Origin of the sequence: Nocardia sp. NPDC057668 (assembly GCF_042799795.1) — a bacterium.
Lineage (GTDB): Bacteria > Actinomycetota > Actinomycetes > Mycobacteriales > Mycobacteriaceae > Nocardia.
On sequence record NZ_JBHVIC010000008.1, the window covers coordinates 326,412 to 344,432 of the forward strand.

An 18,021-nucleotide genomic window follows, 5' to 3' on the forward strand; every position below is an offset into this window, starting at 1 on the left:
CACCCGATGCGGCAGGATTGCGCGATGGACCCCATCTCATCGCGGGAGATCTACACCAATCCCTGGATCACCCTGCACGAGGACATCATTCGCCGACCCGACGGCGACGGGCTGTACGCCTACATCGACAAGGCGCACTTCGCCATCGTCATTCCGCGCGACGGCGATCGATTCCACCTGGTGGAACAGTTCAGGTATCCGCTGCGCCGCCGCAGCTGGGAGTTCCCCGGCGGCACGGTGCCCGGCACGCCCTTCGATCCGATCGCCGCCGCCCGGCAGGAGCTGCGCGAGGAAACCGGTTTGCGCGCAGCGCATCTCGCACTGCTCGGCAAGATCGCGCCGGCGCCCGGCACCAGCAATCACTACGGCCACGTCGTGCTGGCCACCGGACTGACCGCGGGCGAACCCGAACGCGAGCCCTCCGAACAGGACATGCGCGCCGCGTGGTTCTCCAGGACCGAAGTGGAAACGATGATCGCGAATGGCGTAATCGTCGATTCGCAAACGGTCGCGGCGTATCTGCTCCTGCTTCTACACGAGCGAAATAACCCCGCCGAGTGATTTCCGATCACAGTTCGGCAAAGCTGCCGACCGCCCGGTCAGAGCCGGTTCCGAGCGGTGTACCCACCAATTGTTCAGGGTGCCGATTCCGCCCGAATCCTCACAATTCCCGTTTAAGATGCGGTGATAGTTCCTTTGCATGACCACCAGGTGACCTGATCACCGGTCACCGCCGCGCACTCTTGCGCCCGGGAAGAGCGAGGTTCACATATGAGCGGCACCATCTTCCGTAAACCTATCGCCCGAGCGGCGGTGCTAACCGGAATCGCGTCGGCCGCCGTGCTGATGGCGGCTCCCGCCCAGGCGGAACCGCTATGGCCCGGCGGACCCGATATTCCGGGTGTCCCGTCGATCATTCCCAGCCCACCGGCCCCGGTGGTCGCGCCCTGCACCACGCAGGGCGCCCGGGTCTGCATGAGCCTGTCGCGCAACGAGGCGTGGCTCATGGAGGACGGCAACGTCACCTACGGCCCGACGCCGATCTCCCACGGCCGGCCCGGCTACGAGACCCCGCCCGGGGTGTTCCACGTGGCCTTCAAGAAGGAGTACCACTGGAGCACCATGCACCACGCGGAGATGCTCTGGGCCGTGTTCTTCAACGGTGACATCGCCACCCATATCGGCCCGATCGAGGAGCAGTCGCACGGCTGCATCCGCATGGTGCCCGAGGGCGCCGAGCGGCTCTACAACCATGTGAATCCGGGCGACATCATCGAAGTGGTCAACTGACGCGTCCCAGCGACGATGCACTCCCGGCGAAATCCCTTCGCCAGGAGTGCATTCGCGTTTCCGGGTCGATCGGGGCGCCGAATCCGCCCGTCCCGCAGCCGATCACAGCGCCAGGATCTCCCGTGCGGCCCGTTCACCGCTGCGGATCGCCCCGTCCATGTAGCCCTGCCAGTAGTCCGCGGTTTCGGTGCCCGCCCAGTGGATGTCACCGACGGGGGCGCGCAGCGCGGGACCGAACCGGGTGAGAATCCCCGGGCGCGTGGTGGCCGTGGGCCCGCCCCACGAGTAGGGATCGTTGTCCCACTTCTTGAATCCGTAGTCGACGGCCTCGGACCGGGCCCGGGGGCCGAAGTACCGCACCAGGCTTTCCAGCCCGGTCTCGACCAGGTCCCGGTCGGGCCGGGCGTCCAGGTCGGCCATGGCGTCGGCGGAGATGAAGCCCATGAGGATGTGGTGCCCCTGGCCGTAGCTCTCGTAGGTGACGTCGATGGGCGTGCCGTCGCCCACGACCTGCCCCGAGAGCCCGTCCTCGCGCCAGAAGGGCCGCTCGTAGACCGCGAGGAACTTGGCGATCCGGCCCATGGTGTAGCCCCGGGTCAGTTCGACGCGCTCACTCGGCAGTCCGGGCCGGTACTCGATCCGCCCGCTGATGGCGGGCGACATGGCGACCACCACCTTCGCCGCGCGGAAGGTCCCCCGATCGGTGATCACCGACGCCCCGGCCTCGTGCTGTTCGATGGCGCGCGCCGGCGCTCCGTAAACGATACTGTCCGAGAAGGATTCGGCCATCCGCAGCGGCACCAGCGCCGCGCCGCCGTCGAAGAACCGCTCCTGCGCGCCGCCCTCCACGCTGAGCAGCCGCGCGAAAGTGCCGGGGTTGCTCTCGTTTCCGGAGGCGGCGAAGTAGTTCATCATGAACAGCGCCGAGAGTTCGTGCGGCCGCACCGACAGCGGTGCGCTCTGGGCCAGGGCGAGAAACAGCTTGCCCTCGTAGGTTCCGGCGTTGGCGTCGATCCAGTCCTGCCAGGTGATGGAGTCCAGGTACGCGGCCTCGGGATGCCGCCACGGCTCCCCGACCGGGAATCCGAGCGCGGTGGCGTCGATGCGAGCCATGGCCAGCGCCGTCTCGGCCGTGCCCGGCAGGATGGGCAGCGGCACCGCCGCCGGAACCCGGTGCAGCGCACCGTTGATCGCGAAGATGGACTCGCCCCGGTTGTAGGTGGGCAGCGTGGGCACCCCGTACTCCGCGGCGAACGCCGCGATGCGGTCCTGGGTGGGCCCGAGGAACTCGGCCCCGCCGTCGACGGCGATGCCCCCGCGCGTGGTGGCGTTGAACACGCGCCCGCCCGCGCGGTCACGCGCCTCGAGCAGCAGCACCCGCTGCCCGGCCGCGCGCAGGGCCTTGGCCGCGGCCAGGCCGGACAGCCCGGCCCCGACCACGATCACCTCGGCGTCCCGGTTCGCCCCGGGCGCACCGGGTGTGGCGCGGGCCGCGGCGGCTCCGGCCAGTCCCGCCGCCGCGGCCATCGCCGCACCTCTGAGCACTGTTCTGCGGCCTATGTTCACGGGCATCCTTCCGCCGAGTCGAGCCGGGTCGCAAGGGTATGCCCGACCGGACACCAATACTGGTCAATTGACCAACAGTGTCCGTTTCCCGCCGGTGACGGTCACGTAAATCGTCACCAGGGCAGCAGACCGTACTCGGTGTCACCACCCCAGAGGTAGCCCCAGAACTGCCCGGAGGGCCCGTCCGCGGGCAGAGTCGCCAGATACACCGACGGTTCGGCGCCCTGGGCAGCCGTGCGAAAACCGGTGTTGCCGTTGAAATCGGTCGCGCAGTAGCCCGGATTGGCCGCGTTCACCTTGATCGGGGTGTCCCAGAGTTCCTTGGCGTACTGGGCGGTGACCATATTGAGCGCCGCCTTCGACACCGGATAGGAGATGCTCACCATCGGCCACATCGGACCCCGCGTATCGAGCATGCCCGCGATCGAGCCGACCTCGCTGGAGACGTTCACGATGCGCGCGGCCGGCGCCCGGCGCAGCAGCGGCAGCAGCGCGTTGGTCACCGCGACCACGCCGAACACATTGGTCTCGAGGGTCTGCGCGAACGTGGGCACCCGCGTGTTGGAGGGTTTGCCGTCCAGGTCGAAGCCGCCGAGGATCCCCGCGTTGTTGACCAGCACGTCCAGCGATCCGAACTCGGCCTCGATCCACGCCGCCGCCCGTGCGATGGATTCGGCGTCGGTCACGTCGAGCTGCACGAAATGCGCTTGCGCGCCTTCGGCTTTCAACTTCTCGGTGGCGGTCCGGCCGCGCTCGGCGTCGCGGGCCCCCACCAACACGGTCAGCCCCCGCTCGGCGAGCTGACGGGCGGTTTCGAAACCGATGCTGCGATTGGCCCCGGTAATGAGTGCTGTCGTCATGGGTTTCAGCCTCACACCGCTCGCGCACGCCCGGGAGGGCCAAGTTGTACCACCCACCGCGGGCGGACGTGCCCGACACTGGACCCATGGCCGATCGAAGCGAACTGGCGTCGTTCCTGCGTACCCGGCGGGGACGCCTGACCCCGGCCGATGTCGGGCTGCCCACCGGAATCAACCGCCGCACACCGGGTTTGCGCAGGCAAGAGGTCGCTCAGCTGGCCGGCATCTCGGTGGACTACTACATCCGCCTGGAACAGGCGCGCGGGGCCAAGCCCTCGCGTCAGGTGCTGGCCGCGGTGGCCCGCGCCCTCATGCTCACCGCCGACGAGCGCGAATACCTCTTCCGCGTGGGCGGGGAGAATCCGCCCGCGGTGGCGGGGCCCGATCGCACCATCCCGCAATCGGTCCGGGTCATCCTCGACACCATGGGCACCCCCGCCTACGTGGTGGACGCCACCTACGAGATCCTGGCCTGGAACGCCCTGGCGGTCCCGTTCATCGGCGATCTCGACACCGTGCCCGGCCACGAGCGCAACATGGTGCGCTGGATGTTCGCCGTACCACTCGATCATCCGCTGTGGTCGGACGAGTCCATGGTCGGTTTCGCGCACTCCACCGTCGCGGACCTGCGCGCCGCCTCCGCCCGCTATCCGGGCAATCCGGCCCTGGCCGCCCTGGTCACCGAACTGCTGGGCACCGCATCGCGTTTCGCGCAGATGTGGCACGCCCACGACGTCGAGGTCCGGCGCGGCCACGCCAAACGCGTCGACCATCCCGGCCTCGGCCCCCTCGACTTCGAATGCCAGGTCCTGCACATCGCCGACACCGACCAGCGCATGATCGTCTACTGCCCCGCGCCCGGCTCCCGCACCGCCGCGGTCTTCGCCGACCTGGCCGCCCGCACGCACGCGGGGCCGCTGCTCGCCTAGGTCGCCGAGACGAGCGCGGACCGCGCGTCCATCAGCGCGAAGCCCAGCAGGTTCTCCCCGCGCCACTGCTCCGGATCCGCGGCGGCCGGGTTCTCCGCACCCAGGCCGATCCCCCAGATGGTGTCCCGCGGTGCGGCTTCCACCAGCACCTTGTCCCCGGTGGCGAGCAGAAAGTCGCGCAGCTCGGTGTGCTGCCCGAACTTGGCGATGCTGCCGCGCAGGACGATGTCGTACCGATGCGCCACCCACGCGTCCTGATCGAATCCCCGCACCGCGCGCCCGATCCGTTTGGCGTCGGCGGGCGTCTCGCTCGCGAGGACCTTCGCACGCATCTCCTCGTCGCCGAACAGCCGTGCCTTCTCCCCCATCATGAAATGCTCGGCGCTGCCGTAGCTCTGCCCGTCCACGGTGAACTCGACCGGCCACCACTGGCTCAGCACCCACTTGCCCACGGCGTGACCGGGCGTACGGGTGTGCCCCCAGAAGAAGAGAAGCTCCGGCGACGCACCCGCCGCGATCTCGGCCGTCAATTGCGCTCTGTCCACGCCGTAGGACCCTACCGATCCGAACCCGCGCGCGCCGAAGGATATCCGGCGGCCCGAACCCGAACCCGCGCACGACACGTCGCCCCGTTGCCGAAGATTCGCCGGACCGCACGGCAGAGTTCAGCCGATGTTGCGTTGGCTGCGCCATGGTCGGCCCATGGCCTCGCTCTTCCCCGCACGCGAATTCGGTCTCTCCCGCCGCACCCTGCTGCGCGCCTCCGCCGCCGGGCTGCTGGTCGCGCCCGCCCTGTCGGCCTGTTCGACCAACGGCGGCCCGGCCCTGGTGCGCGAGCGCCCGCGCCTGACGCACGGCGTCGCGGTCGGCGACCCGCGCACCGACGGCGCGCTGATCTGGGCGCGCGCGGACCGCCCCGCCACCCTGATCGTCGAAACCGCCGCGACCGAATCCTTCAGGGACGCACGTCGTTTCGAGGGCGCTCTGCTGACCCCGGCCACCGACGGCACCGGCCGGATCCGCGTCAACGGACTGCCCGCCGGACAACAGGTGCACTACCGCGTCACCCTCGAAGCCGAGGACGGCGCGACCTCCGAGCCCGTCACCGGCGTCTTCCGCACCGCCCCCGTCGCGCCGGCCGACATCACGCTGCTGTGGTCCGGCGACGTGGCGGGCCAGGGCTACGGCAGCAATCCGGATCTGGGCGGTATGAAGATCTTCTCCGCCATGGCCGCCCGCGATCCGCACCTGTTCCTGCATTCGGGTGACGCCATCTACGCCGACGGCCCGCTCGCGGAATCGGTGACCCTCCCGGACGGCCGGATCTGGCGTAACACCGTCTCCGAGGCCAAGAGCGCGGTCGCCCAGACCCTGGACCAGTTCCGCGGGAACTACGCCTACAACCTCACCGACGCCAACTACCTGCGCTTCAACGCCGCGGTCGCCCAGCTCGTGCAGTGGGACGACCACGAGACGGTCAACAACTGGTATCCCGGCGGGCAGATCGCCGAGGGCAAGGGCTACACCGAACGCTCCATGGACACCCTCGCCACCCGGTCCTGGCAGGCATTCCACGAATGGATGCCGGTGGAGCCGAAGGAGGCCGCCGACGGCCGCCTCTACCGCAAGATCTCGTACGGCCCGCTGCTGGATGTCTTCGTGCTCGACATGCGCACCTACAAGGACGCCAACGGCGCGAACCGCGGTCCCGCGGGCACGATCTTCGGCGCGGCCCAGACCCGATGGCTCATCGAGGGTCTGCGGGATTCCCGCGCCACCTGGAAGATCATCGCCAATGATCTGCCGCTCGGCCTGGCGGTCAAGGACGGGAACACCGCGTTCGAAGGTCCGGCCAACGGCGATCCGGGCGCGCCGTCGGGTCGCGAAACCGAGATCGCCGCGGTGCTGCGCGCCATCAAATCCGATCGGGTGCGCAACGTCGTCTGGCTCACCGCCGACGTGCACTACACCGCCGCGCACCACTATTCGCCCGCCCGCGCCGCGGTCGGCGATTTCGACGAGTTCTGGGAGTTCGTCTCGGGCCCCCTCAACGCCGGCGCGTTCGGTCCCAACGAGCTGGACGGCACCTTCGGCCCCGAGGCCGTTTTCGTCCACGCCCCGCCCGTCCAGAACACGTCCCCGCTCGACGGCGCCTACCAGCATTTCGGCGAAGTCACCATCGACGGCCGGTCCAGCGAACTCACAGTAAACCTGTGTGACGCAACCGGAAACGTACTGTTCACACGGCGTCTGGACCCCGCTCACTGAGACGACGCGCCATCCGCGAGCACAATGCGCGTGACTATGGTTAGCTGTAGCGCCATGAGCACGCCCGTCTCCACCCTCCCGGAAGAATTCCTCCCCCGCGACACCGCGGATGTGGTTCGGACCGTTCGGGATTCGCGCAAGTCGACGAAACCGCTGATCATCCGCGGTGGGGAGCGCCCGGACGAGGAGCTCTCACCACCGGATCAGGGTTCGGTGCTGTCCATGCGCAAGATGAACCGCGTTCAGGTCGTGGACGCGGACGCGCGCACGGTGCGGGTGCAGGCGGGCGCCCGTCTGTCCGACATCGACCGCACCCTGGGCGCGCACGGGCTCGGCCTGCCGATCGTGGGCGACCATCGGGACATCACCGCGGGCGGCTTCGCGGCGGTCGGCGGGCTCAGCGCCGCCTCGCACCGCTTCGGCATGTTCAGCGACAACGTGGTCGAGCTCGAATACGTCGATCAGGACGGGCGTTTCGGCACCTGCGGGCGCAATCACCACGTCGAGCGCTTCCGGCGCATCCTGGGCGGCGGCGGGCGCACCGGCATCATCACCGCGCTGACCCTCGAGGTGACCGATGTGGACAAGGACCGCACCTGGCTCACCTCCGACGCGCATCGCTTCCTGGACTTCGACACCTTCGTCGAGCAGGCGTTCAAGGAGATCCAGTCCCCCGGCGAAGCGCTGCTGCAGGTGGGCCGCTGGGTCGACACCGCGCCGCTGAAGGTCTCGCGCCCGGTCGGCACCGGCAAGGTGCAGCTGGGCACCGTGCGCTTCGGCCAGTGGTCGAGCCTGCATCCCACCGCGCCCAACCTCTCACTGCGCGCCAGACGCGAGGTGGGCTCGCGCGCGCGTAAGTCGCTGGGCGCCATCGCCGCGTCCGCGGGCGGCCGGGCGGGCATGCCGGTTCGCAACGCCGCCGCCGGCGCGCTGATGTTCGCTCCGAAGGTGCTGACGCTGCGCGACGCGGAGTATCTGGCCGATACCGTCATCAGCTCCTCCGAACGCGGTGCGGCCTATCGCATCTCGGTCTTCGCGCCGCTGTCGACCTATCCGCGGGTCTTCCACCGCCTGCACGACCTGTTCTCCGGGCACCGCGAGGCCACCGGCTGCTTCACCGTCATCTCCGCGCTCACCTACGGCGTGCGGTCGCGCTACCTGCAGGAACTGGACGGCGAGGAGCACGGCTTCATCACCTTCACCTGCCGCCTGCGCCCGGCCGCGCTGCCGTCGGAACTGTTGCGCGACATCGTTTCCTCGATCGACGAGATCTGCGTCGCCGAACGCGCCCGGCGGTACGACCCCACCGATTAGGATGTGGGCTGCCGCACCACTGGCAACGCTCCAGCAGCCCTTGGGCGCGGTCCGCATCGGTAACGTCGGCGGGATGCCGGTGCACCATTCAGCTCTCGTAACGTGAGTGAAGGTTGCCGTCCCATGATCGAATTTCGTGCTGCCCGCCGCACGCACCCCGCCGGTTCCGTTGCGGGCAAACGCATTGTCATCACCGACGCGAGTTCCGAGGTCGGTCGCGCGACCGCGCGATTACTGGCCTCCCGCGGCGCAGAGGTACTCCTCGTCGCGCGCCGCGGGAGCCTGCTCATCGAAGACTGCGCCGCCATCATCGAATCCGGCGGGCAGGCGCACTGGCACCGCTGCGACATCTCCGCCCTGGGCGACGTGGACGAGCTGGTGCGCTGGCTGCGCGCCGAGTTCGACAGCGTCGACGTCCTGATCAACAACGCGGGCAGGCCCGCCCGGCGCCCGGTGCTGCAGTCGCTGGACCGCTTCGCCGACTATCAGCGCATGATGGCCACCAACTACTTCGGCCCGCTGCGCCTGACCCTGGGCCTGCTGCCCGCCATGCTGGCCGGCGGCTCGGGGCACGTGATCAATGTGGGCCCGTGGAGCCCGGCCACCGGCCCGGCTCCCAACTTCGCGTCCTACGCCAGCTCCCAGGCCGCCTGGACCACGTTCGGGCAGTGCGCGGACGCCGAGCTGTCCCCGCGCGGCATCCACGTCACCACGGTCCACTATCCGGCGGTACACATCGACGCCACGGCATCGGACCGCCACGGCGGGCAGTACACCGCGGACCCCGATGAGGCGGCGCGCTGGATCGAGACCGCGGTGCGCACCCGCCCGTCGACGATGCAGCCGCGCTTCCCGCGCGCCCTGCTCACCCTGACGGGACTGACGCCGCGCACCCGGCTCCGGCACGCCCTGGGGATCTGAGCGGCGCGAGCAGCCGGTACACCCCCGCGACAAAGCACAGCGCCCCATCCGGATTCGGATGGGGCGCTCGCGGGTTCAGCGGTTCGAACTCAGTGCTTCTCGGGTCCGAGGTGGTACTCGAACACCAGACCGGCCGAGGCGATCAGGATCAGCACGACGCCGACGGCGATCAGCCAGTACTGGAAGAACGCGAAGCCCAGGGCGGCCACGGAACCGGCGGCCGCGAGCAGGATGGGCCAGAACGAACCGGGCGAGAAGAAGCCCAGGTCGCCGGCGCCGTCGACGATCTCCGCCTCTTCGAAGTCCTCCGGACGCAGGTCCAGGCGGCGCGCGACGAAGCGGAAGTAGGTGGCCACGATCAGGGACAGTCCCGCCGACAGCACGATGGCGGTGGTACCGGCCCATTCGACGCCGGTGCGCGACTGGGCGGTGAAGTAGCCGTACACCACGGCCACGATCACGAAGAAGACCGTGATCAGTTCGAAGATGCGAGCTTCGACCTTCATGTCAGTTCAGTCCTCACTTGGCTTCCGTGAGGCCCGCGCCGCGGGCCGTACGGTCGGTGTTGAAAGGCTTGGTGGTGACGGCCACCGGCTCCTCGCCGATCTCCGACAGCGCCGCGGCATTGGTCTTGCCCGCCTCACGCGCCTTCAGGTACTGCTCGAACTTCTCCGGCGAGACCGCCCGGACCTCGAAGTTCATCATCGAGTGGAAGGTGCCGCACATCTCGGCGCAACGCCCGACGAACGCGCCTTCCTTCTCGATCTTCGTGATCTGGAAGATGTTGTCGGAGTTGTTCTCCTTCGGGTTCGGCATGACGTCCCGCTTGAACAGGAACTCAGGCACCCAGAAGGAGTGGATGACGTCGGCGGCGGCCAGCTGGAACTCGATGTTCTTGCCGGTCGGCAGCACCAGCACCGGGATCTCGTTGGAGGTGCCGACGGTCTCGACCCGGTCGTAGTTCAGGTACGAGATGTCGTTGGCCGGCAGGCCGTTGTTCGGGCCGGGCGAGGGGTGCCCGTGCTCGTTGACCTGCTCCTCGTACTTCTCCCGGATCTCGGTGTTCATGCCCTGGCGGGCCTTGTCGACACCGTCGAACTGGTAGCCGCCCTTGAAGTCGACCTTCTGGTAACCGAACTTCCAGTTCCACTGGAACGCGGTCACATCGACCACGACATCCGGGTTGTCGACCTTCTCGTGGACGTAGTTCTGCACGACCACGGTGAAGTAGAACAGCACCGCGATGATGAAGAACGGCACCACCGTGTAGCTCAGCTCGAGCGGCACGTTGTAACCGGTCTGGCGGGGGAACTCCGGAGAGTTCGGCCGCTTGCGGTGGAACGCGATCGTCCAGAAGGTCAGACCCCAGACCAGCACGCCCATCACCAGAGCGGCGATCACGGACCAGGTCCACAGTTCCCGCATCTTCGTGGCCTGCGGGGTGACACCCGAGGGCCAACCGAATCGCAGCCACGGGTTGTCGATCGAGCAGCCGGAGACGAGCATCGCGGTCATCCCGAGGGACACCGCCAGCCCGGCCCGCCGAAGGATGCGGCCCTGCCGACCCTGGGCGGATCGTGCCCCTATCGCTTCGCTCGCCTTGTGCGCCACGCTCAACGCCTTCCTGGTCGTCTATTCGACTGGCGTCGCCCGGGCTCCCTTCCGCCGGGCGACACAACTACAGCACGTTTGGGAGCTCCCGGCGAGGTTCGCGCACAACGCGCGATCCGGTCCAGGAGTTCCCGAGTACTACGCAGCGTAGACCAAACCTGGCCGGTCATTGTGATGGGGTCCGCTTCGACACTCCGGAAAGCTCATAAGCCGTGGATACGGCCTCTCGCGGCGTGATCGGCACGCGTGCGGCATACTCGGACAGTACGTTTCGCGTGCCGACGCGCGAACATCCCCGCATTTCCCTTGACTCCGGAAACGAGGTTCTGCCCGCAGTGTGTGGACTGCTCGGATTTCTGACGGCTCAGACGGCTACTACCCCGGACGGGCGGACGGTCGAGACCACCGCGGCGCAGGTGTACGAGGCCCTGCACTGCCAGCGCCACCGGGGCCCGGATGAGAAGGGCACCTGGAACGACGATCGCATGATCTTCGGCTTCAATCGCCTCTCCATCATCGACATCGAGCACTCGCACCAGCCGCTGCGCTGGGGCCCGCCGGAGAACCGGGAACGCTACGCCCTCACCTTCAATGGCGAGATCTACAACTACCTCGAGCTGCGCGAGGAACTGACCGCCGCGCACGGGGCCGAGTTCGGCGACTCCCCCATGTTCGCCACCGAGGGCGACTCCGAGACGATCGTCGCCGCCTTCCACTACTGGGGTCCCGAGGCCACCAAGCGCCTGCGCGGCATGTTCGCCTTCGCCATCTGGGATACCGAGCTGAACAAGCTCTTCATCGCCCGCGACCCGTTCGGCATCAAGCCGCTGTTCCTGGCGACCGGCCCCGGCGGCACCGCCTTCGCCTCGGAGAAGAAGAGCGTCCTGGAGCTGCTGCCCGAGCTCGAACTCTCCGATGCCCTGGATCCGCGCGCGCTCGAGCACTACACCGTGCTGCAGTACGTGCCCGAGCCCGAGACGCTGCACCGGGACATCCGGCGGCTGGAGTCGGGCTGCTACGCCTGGGTGGAACCCGGTGCGGCCCCGCGCATCACGCGCTACTTCGATCCCCGGTTCCGGGTGGTGCCCTTCGGCAAGCCCGACGACGTGAACCCGCACGTCCCCACCACCCGCCCGACCGGCGTCCGGCCCAACACCCCGGCCAACCGGTACCGCGAGATCGCCGAGGCGCTCGAGGACTCGGTCGCCAAGCACATGCGCGCCGATGTCACCGTCGGCTCGTTCCTGTCCGGCGGCATCGACTCCACCGCCATTGCGGCGCTGGCGATCCGGCACAACCCGAATCTGCTGACCTTCACCTCGGCGTTCGAGCGCGAGGGCTACTCCGAGGCCGACGTGGCCGCCGAGACCGCCGCCGCCATCGGGGCCAAGCACTTCATCCGCACGGTCACCCCCGAGGATTTCGCGGGCGCGATCCCCGAGATCGTCTGGTACCTGGACGAACCCGTCGCCGACCCGGCGCTGGTGCCGCTGTACTTCGTGGCCAAGGAAGCGCGCAAGCACGTCAAGGTCGTGCTCTCGGGCGAGGGCGCGGACGAGCTGTTCGGCGGTTACACCATCTACCGGGAACCGCTCTCGCTCAAGCCCTTCGAGTACCTGCCGAGCGGGCTGCGCAAGCTCGCGGGCAAGCTCTCGGATCGCATTCCCGAGGGCACCCGCGGCAAGAGCCTGCTGCACCGCGGCTCGCTGAAGCTCGAGGATCGCTACTACGGCAACGCCCGCAGCTTCAACGACGCCCAACTGCGTTCGGTGCTGCGCGATTTCCGCCCCGAGTGGACGCATCAGGACGTGACCGGCCCCATCTACGGCAGCCAGCATCGCGACATGGACCCGGTGGCGCGCATGCAGCACCTGGACCTGTTCACCTGGCTGCGCGGCGACATCCTGGTCAAGGCCGACAAGATGACCATGGCGAACTCCCTGGAACTGCGGGTGCCGTTCCTGGATCACGAGGTCTTCAAGGTCGCGGAGAAGATTCCGTTCGAACAGAAGATCACCAAGCAGACCACCAAGTACGCGCTGCGCCAGGCGCTGGGCGACATCGTGCCCGCGCACGTGCTCAACCGCGCCAAGCTCGGTTTCCCGGTCCCGCTGCGGCATTGGCTGCGCGGCCCCGAGCTGCACGACTGGGCTCGGGAGCAGATCGCCGACAGTCAGACCGACCACCTGCTGAACAAGGCCGCCATCGCGGCCATGCTCGAGGCGCACCGCACCGGCCCGGTGGATCATTCGCGCCGGTTGTGGACGCTGCTGGTCTTCATGATCTGGCACGGCATCTTCGTGGAGGACCGCATCAAGCCGGAGATCCAGGAGCCGGTCTACCCGGTCAACGTGTAGCCGCGTACCGAAACACGGGGAGCGTCCGCCGCGGCGGGCGCTCCTTCGCGTCGCGCCCCGGCTAGGGGAAGAGCCTCAGCAGATCGGTGCGCTCGAAGGTGATCGCCGTCTCGCGGGCCGAGGGCGCCCCGGCGTCGGGGTCCGCACCCGCGGCCAGCAGCGCGCCGATGACATCGGTGTCGCCCTTGAAGACCGCGCCGGACAGCGGGGTCTGACCGCTGTCGTTGAGGACGTTGGGGTCCGCGCCGTGGGCCAGCAGCGTGTCCACCGCCGCCGCGTGCCCGTAGTAGGCGGCGAGCATGAGCAGATTGTCGCCGCGCGCGTTCGTCAGCTGCACCGGCACCCCGGCTTCGAGATAGGCCGCGAGCTGTGCGGCGTCGCCCTGGCGCGCGAAATCGAAGATGCGCGTGGCCAGCTCCAGGACTTTGTCATCGTCCATGTCATCGATACTCACGAAGTCCAGTACTACCAGGTTCGCGGCGGCCCCGAAGGGCGGTGCGCGAACCTCGCACCGGGGACGGTTCGGCATGTGCGCGACCGCCCGCGCGCCCCGCGCCGTACCGTCGTACCCATGAGCGATCGCCTGGTGGTCATCGGTGGGGATGCGACGGGTATGTCGGCGGCCTCGCAGGCTCGTCGCATGCGGCCGGCGGCGGAGCTGGAGATCGTGGTCTTCGAGCGCGGAAACTTCAGTTCCTTCTCCGCCTGCGGCATTCCGTACTGGGTGGGTGGGGACGTGGAGCACCGCGATCACCTCATCGCCCGCACGCCCGAGGAGCACCGCTCGCGCGACATCGACCTGCGCATGCGCACCGAGGTCGTGGAGATCGACCCGCCGGGCCGCCGTGTGCGGGCCCGGGATCTGACCACCGGGGCCGAAAGCTGGCTGGACTACACCGATCTGGTCATCGCCACCGGCGCGACTCCGATCCGCCCGCCCATCCCCGGCATCGACTCGCCCGGGGTGCACGGCGTGCAGACCCTGGACGACGGACAGGCGCTGATCGACACCCTCGATTCCACCGACGGCCGCCGGGCGGTGGTGGTCGGCGCGGGCTACATCGGCGTGGAGATGGCCGAGGCCCTGATCAATCGCGGCTACCAGGTCACCATGATCAACCGCGGGTCCCAGCCGATGGCGACGCTCGATCCCGACATGGGCGTGCTCATTCGAAAGGCGATGGACGGCATGGGCATTCGCGTCCTGTGCGACGCCGAGCTCATCGCTGTCCACACCGACGACGCGGGCCGGGTCCGGGCCGTCGCCACCGCCGACGCGGAGTTCCCCGCCGACGTGGTGGTGCTGGGCATCGGCGTGCGCCCCGCCACCGATCTGGCCCGCGCCGCCGGGCTCCCGCTCGGCGCGTCCGGCGGCCTGCTCACCGACCTGGCCATGCGGGTGCGCGGGCACGAGCACATCTGGGCGGGCGGCGACTGCGTGGAGGTACTGGATCTGGTCTCGGGCACCGAACGCCATATCGCGCTGGGCACCCACGCCAACAAGCACGGCCAGATCATCGGGGCCAACATCGGCGGCGGGTACGCCACCTTCCCCGGCGTGGTCGGCACCGCGGTCAGCAAGGTCTGCGAACTCGAGGTGGCCCGAACCGGCCTGCGCGAGAAGGACGCCCACGCGGTCGGCCTGCAGTTCGTGACCGTCACCATCGAATCCACCAGCCGCTCCGGCTATTTCCCCGGCACCGCCCCCATGACGGTGAAGATGCTCGCCGAACGCCGCACCGGCCGCCTGCTCGGTGTGCAGATCGTGGGCCGCGAGGGCGCTGCCAAACGCATCGACATCGCCGCGGTGGCCCTGACCGCCCGCATGACCGCGGAACAGATGATCGCCCTCGATCTGGGCTACGCGCCCCCGTTCTCCCCGGTGTGGGACCCGGTCCAGGTCGCGGCCCGCAAGGCGGCGATCGCGGTGCAGAAGCGCGGCTAGACCGCACCGCGCCCGCGGAACGGTCACGACGCGCACCGGACCCGACGACCATGGGCGGGCAGGCTGTACGCGGCCATCACGACCGGCCGGCGCAGGCGACAACCGCTACCGGGCGGGCCGTCGGCGACAACCACGGCGGGCGGGCGCAGGACATAGCCGCAGACAGGCCGCAGGCGACAACCACGGACGACAATCACGACCGGTCGCCGCCGAGGAAGGCGGGCCCAGCCGCCCCGGCGCGGCGACCGACCGGAACGAACGGGTTGACGAAAAGGGCCGGGCGAGGGATATTCTCGACTTGGGCAGGGGGCGGATTCGGGTGGCTATCCCCGGCACGCTTTCCCGATACCGCCCTCCAGCAGGAGTTTTCGCGTGAACTGGCCATGGTCGCGGGGCGGCGAGGAGCGACCGGTCGAACCGGTGCGAGAGACGACGCCCGAGCCGGCGCGGGGCGCGCGGCGCGACGAACGCCCCACGGGGCCTTCGGTCTTCGAGACCGAGGTGGCGCGCGCCGAACAGGAGACCGACCCCGCCGTGCGCACCCGCGCGGTCCTGGCCGCGGTCCAGGCGCTGCTGAACCGCTACGACGACGCCGAACTCACCCGCGATCGCGCCGGGGTGCTGGCCCGGCTCGTCGAGGCGGCCCCCACCGCACCGGATGCCGCCGTGCGCCTGCTGTGCGAGGTGGCCGACCGCTGCGCCGTCGACCCGCGCGCCGCGCACGAGGTGTTCGGCGCCTGGCTGCGCGAGCCCGCCCCGGCCGAATTCGCGCGCACCTGGTTCTCGGTGAGCGGCCTGCTGGCCGAGGACGCCGAACTCGCGGCGTGGCTGGCCAATTCGGTGCGCACCCCGGGTCCGGCGGTCTCGGACGAGTTCCGGCGGGCGGCCCGCGGGCATCTGTCCGGCCTGCTGGACAAGGAATTCGAGCACTACCAGTTCACCGGCCCCACCTCACCGGTATGGCTGCTGCTGTACGCGCTCGGACCCGCGAGCAGACCCGACTGGTTCCTGCTGGTCGGCGATCTGGCCGCCGAACGCGGCGAACAGGACGAGGCCGCCCGGCGCTACGAACTGGCCCAGCGCTTCGGCGGCGGCGAGCAGGCGGCCGAACGCATTCGCGCGCTGCACGACATCGGCGCGTACCACCGTCTGGCGCGCGGCATCACCGCCGGCGACAAGCTGAAGGGCCCCGGCACGCCAAGCCCCTACCGGAACCTGGTGGTGAGCGCGGCCGCCGTCATGTCCGGAACCGCGCCCGGCGACCGGCTGACCGAGGTGCTGCGGGCGGGCGAGCCGCGTCTGCTGCCCACCGCCCTCCTGCTCGCCGCCCTGGACCGGCTCCGCGCGGACGACCGCGACGGCGCGCGCGAACACCTGCGCCGGCTGCTGGGCACCACCTCCGCCGACGAAACCCTGCTGGCCAACGGGCAATTGGCGCTGGGCACGCTGGACGCGGACGTCGAGCTCGTCACCCGGGGCGCGCGCACCCTGCTCGCCCGGCACGGCAGCGCCTGGCCCACCCGCACCCTGCTCGATCCCACGACCCTGCTGACCGCGGTCGCGCACCATGCGCCGGAACTGGTCTCCGAACTCATCGGCGCGACCGGCACGGACGTGGGCGGTACGGACGTCGGTACGGACTCGACCGGCACGGACGTAGGCCGTGCGAGCACCGGCGCGGACGACGCGTTGCGCGAGCTGCGTATCACCGTGGCGGGAGCAGACCTGGCGCAGGCCGCCCGCGCGGAACTCTTCGACGCGCCGCGGGACGCCGACCGCGCGCTGGCCCGGGCCGCGCGGCTGCTGGCCGGGCTCGAGGGCGAGGACGCCGGCCGATTGCGTGCCGCCGCGGCCAGAATCGCCGAGATCGCCACCGCCCGCCGCGCCCGCGCCGCCGAACGCCCCCTGGAGCGCCTGGCCTACGCCGAACTGCGCACCGGCGGCGATATCCACCCGTGGACGCCGTCCGCGCTGCGCCTGTGGCGCGAGTGCGACGCCGGGCAGACCGCCGACGCCCGCGGCCTGCACCACCTCGCCGTCGCCGCCCACGCCCGCGCGTACGCCCTCGAAATCGTTGGGGACGCCGAGGCTTTCGAGGCCTGGCGCGAGGCCCTGGCGCTGTGGTCCCGGCTGCACGCCGCCGACGACTTCTGGGACGAGCTGCGCACCCGTACGCTCGCGGTCACCGCCGACGGCACCCCCGAGGAGACCACGCTCATCGTCGACCGGGCGCGCGCGGAACTGCCCGGCCAGCTGCTGGAGCCGCACGTCACCCGCGTCCTGGAACTGCGCCGCGACCAACTCCCCAGGGCCCGTGCGCATCTGGAGCTCATTCGCACCGCGCCCTTCGCCGCGGACGAGCTGACCCGCGCCCGGACCCGGCTGGCCCGCGAAGCGGGCGCGCAGATCCGCCGCTCGACCCGCGAGGGCCACCTCGAACGCGCCCTCGACGAGGCCCAGATGTGGGTCGAGATCGACGCGGACAACGTCCCGCTCGCCGAACAGGCCCTGGACGTCGGCATCGAAGCCGCCGAGACCGCACAGCGCCGCGGCGACAAATGGGCCGAGCAGGCGCGCACCGTCCTCGAGCGCGTCGAGACCATGGTGCGCCCGCTGTGCACCGAACTCGGCCTCACCCCGGGGCAATTGCTGAGTTCGGCGCTGCGCCCGCGACTGGACGACGCGGACCGTAAAGCCTTCGCCGCCAAACTGGCCCGGCACGAGTTCTGGCTGGGCCTGGCCATCGTGATCTCCACCATCGACCGGCTGCAGAGCAATCCCTTCGAGGATCGCGCCGGTTTCCGGATCGCCGCCAACCACCTCAATACCGCACTGACCCTGGGACTTCCCGACCACAGCCCCTACGACCAGGCCCGCAAGATCCTGGTCGGCGCGGGTCAGTGGGCGCGCTACTCCCAGGGCAGCGCCATCGGCTTCTTCTAGCGTGAACAGGACAACCA

Annotated in this window: 15 protein-coding genes; 9 read left to right on the forward strand and 6 right to left on the reverse strand. The window is 69.7% G+C overall.

All coding sequences use genetic code 11. From position 1 onward, the window contains the following. The first annotated feature begins 24 nt into the window (after nt 1-24). Both ACFVBH_RS37605 and ACFVBH_RS37610 read left to right on the forward strand, forming a co-directional pair. Complete coding sequence (locus tag ACFVBH_RS37605; protein ID WP_379009337.1) at nt 25-561, forward strand: NUDIX domain-containing protein; 537 nt, start codon at nt 25-27, stop codon at nt 559-561. A gap of 210 nt (nt 562-771) precedes the next feature. Further along, nucleotides 772-1,290, forward strand: a complete 519-nt coding sequence (locus tag ACFVBH_RS37610) for a L,D-transpeptidase (protein WP_354989276.1) — start codon at nt 772-774, stop codon at nt 1,288-1,290. 102 nt (nt 1,291-1,392) lie between these two features. Here the strand turns inward: ACFVBH_RS37610 and ACFVBH_RS37615 are convergent, their stop codons facing one another. After that, on the reverse strand, nt 1,393-2,817 hold the full coding sequence (locus ACFVBH_RS37615; RefSeq protein ID WP_379009352.1) for a flavin monoamine oxidase family protein: 1,425 nt from the start codon (nt 2,815-2,817) through the stop codon (nt 1,393-1,395). A gap of 152 nt (nt 2,818-2,969) precedes the next feature. Then, nucleotides 2,970-3,716 carry an SDR family oxidoreductase gene (locus tag ACFVBH_RS37620; protein WP_354989278.1) on the reverse strand — a complete coding sequence of 249 codons (747 nt, stop codon included), beginning with the start codon at nt 3,714-3,716 and terminating at the stop codon, nt 2,970-2,972. An 86-nt stretch (nt 3,717-3,802) separates the two neighbouring features. Here ACFVBH_RS37620 and ACFVBH_RS37625 point away from each other — a divergent pair, with 86 nt between their 5' ends. Then, nucleotides 3,803-4,645 (forward strand): helix-turn-helix transcriptional regulator, encoded by an 843-nt coding sequence (locus ACFVBH_RS37625; RefSeq protein WP_379009359.1) that lies wholly within the window; start codon nt 3,803-3,805, stop codon nt 4,643-4,645. On the opposite strand, the gene ACFVBH_RS37630 is transcribed toward ACFVBH_RS37625, so the two are convergent. Then, on the reverse strand, nt 4,642-5,190 hold the full coding sequence (locus tag ACFVBH_RS37630; RefSeq protein WP_354989280.1) for an NADAR family protein: 549 nt from the start codon (nt 5,188-5,190) through the stop codon (nt 4,642-4,644). The genes ACFVBH_RS37625 and ACFVBH_RS37630 overlap by 4 nt on opposite strands. Before the next feature lie 157 nt (nt 5,191-5,347). Here ACFVBH_RS37630 and ACFVBH_RS37635 point away from each other — a divergent pair, with 157 nt between their 5' ends. The 3 genes from ACFVBH_RS37635 to ACFVBH_RS37645 all read left to right on the forward strand — a co-directional run bounded on the left by ACFVBH_RS37635 (nt 5,348) and on the right by ACFVBH_RS37645 (nt 9,148). Then, complete coding sequence (locus ACFVBH_RS37635; protein WP_379009368.1) at nt 5,348-6,913, forward strand: alkaline phosphatase D family protein; 1,566 nt, start codon at nt 5,348-5,350, stop codon at nt 6,911-6,913. Between the two features lie 54 nt (nt 6,914-6,967). Then, nucleotides 6,968-8,227, forward strand: coding sequence for an FAD-dependent oxidoreductase (locus ACFVBH_RS37640; RefSeq protein ID WP_354989282.1), 1,260 nt, complete (start codon nt 6,968-6,970; stop codon nt 8,225-8,227). Between the two features lie 123 nt (nt 8,228-8,350). Beyond that, entirely contained in the window at nt 8,351-9,148 is a 798-nt protein-coding gene (locus ACFVBH_RS37645; RefSeq protein WP_379009376.1) for an SDR family NAD(P)-dependent oxidoreductase, read from the forward strand. An 89-nt stretch (nt 9,149-9,237) separates the two neighbouring features. Here the strand turns inward: ACFVBH_RS37645 and ACFVBH_RS37650 are convergent, their stop codons facing one another. Both ACFVBH_RS37650 and ACFVBH_RS37655 read right to left on the reverse strand, forming a co-directional pair. Then, entirely contained in the window at nt 9,238-9,654 is a 417-nt protein-coding gene (locus ACFVBH_RS37650; protein WP_379009382.1) for a cytochrome c oxidase subunit 4, read from the reverse strand. 13 nt (nt 9,655-9,667) lie between these two features. Further along, nucleotides 9,668-10,663: a cytochrome c oxidase subunit II gene (locus ACFVBH_RS37655; RefSeq protein ID WP_379009386.1), complete on the reverse strand. Its 996-nt coding sequence runs from the start codon at nt 10,661-10,663 to the stop codon at nt 9,668-9,670. A 431-nt stretch (nt 10,664-11,094) separates the two neighbouring features. Here ACFVBH_RS37655 and asnB point away from each other — a divergent pair, with 431 nt between their 5' ends. Then, complete coding sequence (gene asnB / locus ACFVBH_RS37660) at nt 11,095-13,116, forward strand: asparagine synthase (glutamine-hydrolyzing) (RefSeq protein ID WP_354989286.1); 2,022 nt, start codon at nt 11,095-11,097, stop codon at nt 13,114-13,116. A gap of 61 nt (nt 13,117-13,177) precedes the next feature. On the opposite strand, the gene ACFVBH_RS37665 is transcribed toward asnB, so the two are convergent. Continuing rightward, nucleotides 13,178-13,555, reverse strand: a complete 378-nt coding sequence (locus ACFVBH_RS37665; protein WP_379009395.1) for an ankyrin repeat domain-containing protein — start codon at nt 13,553-13,555, stop codon at nt 13,178-13,180. Between the two features lie 132 nt (nt 13,556-13,687). Here ACFVBH_RS37665 and ACFVBH_RS37670 point away from each other — a divergent pair, with 132 nt between their 5' ends. Both ACFVBH_RS37670 and ACFVBH_RS37675 read left to right on the forward strand, forming a co-directional pair. After that, nucleotides 13,688-15,061 carry an FAD-dependent oxidoreductase gene (locus ACFVBH_RS37670; protein ID WP_379009398.1) on the forward strand — a complete coding sequence of 458 codons (1,374 nt, stop codon included), beginning with the start codon at nt 13,688-13,690 and terminating at the stop codon, nt 15,059-15,061. A 372-nt stretch (nt 15,062-15,433) separates the two neighbouring features. Further along, nucleotides 15,434-18,004 carry a hypothetical protein gene (locus ACFVBH_RS37675; protein ID WP_379009405.1) on the forward strand — a complete coding sequence of 857 codons (2,571 nt, stop codon included), beginning with the start codon at nt 15,434-15,436 and terminating at the stop codon, nt 18,002-18,004. The last annotated feature ends 17 nt before the right edge of the window (nt 18,005-18,021 follow it).

Coding starts and splice junctions, on each gene's coding strand:
- ACFVBH_RS37655 (WP_379009386.1), bottom strand. CDS start 10,663: ATGACCGCGATGCTCGTCTCCGGCTGCTCGATCGACAACCCGTGGCTG.
- ACFVBH_RS37650 (WP_379009382.1), bottom strand. CDS start 9,654: ATGAAGGTCGAAGCTCGCATCTTCGAACTGATCACGGTCTTCTTCGTG.
- ACFVBH_RS37665 (WP_379009395.1), bottom strand. CDS start 13,555: ATGGACGATGACAAAGTCCTGGAGCTGGCCACGCGCATCTTCGATTTC.
- ACFVBH_RS37615 (WP_379009352.1), bottom strand. CDS start 2,817: ATGGCCGCGGCGGCGGGACTGGCCGGAGCCGCCGCGGCCCGCGCCACA.
- ACFVBH_RS37640 (WP_354989282.1), top strand. CDS start 6,968: ATGAGCACGCCCGTCTCCACCCTCCCGGAAGAATTCCTCCCCCGCGAC.
- ACFVBH_RS37605 (WP_379009337.1), top strand. CDS start 25: ATGGACCCCATCTCATCGCGGGAGATCTACACCAATCCCTGGATCACC.
- ACFVBH_RS37635 (WP_379009368.1), top strand. CDS start 5,348: ATGGCCTCGCTCTTCCCCGCACGCGAATTCGGTCTCTCCCGCCGCACC.
- ACFVBH_RS37625 (WP_379009359.1), top strand. CDS start 3,803: ATGGCCGATCGAAGCGAACTGGCGTCGTTCCTGCGTACCCGGCGGGGA.
- ACFVBH_RS37620 (WP_354989278.1), bottom strand. CDS start 3,716: ATGACGACAGCACTCATTACCGGGGCCAATCGCAGCATCGGTTTCGAA.
- ACFVBH_RS37670 (WP_379009398.1), top strand. CDS start 13,688: ATGAGCGATCGCCTGGTGGTCATCGGTGGGGATGCGACGGGTATGTCG.
- ACFVBH_RS37645 (WP_379009376.1), top strand. CDS start 8,351: ATGATCGAATTTCGTGCTGCCCGCCGCACGCACCCCGCCGGTTCCGTT.
- ACFVBH_RS37610 (WP_354989276.1), top strand. CDS start 772: ATGAGCGGCACCATCTTCCGTAAACCTATCGCCCGAGCGGCGGTGCTA.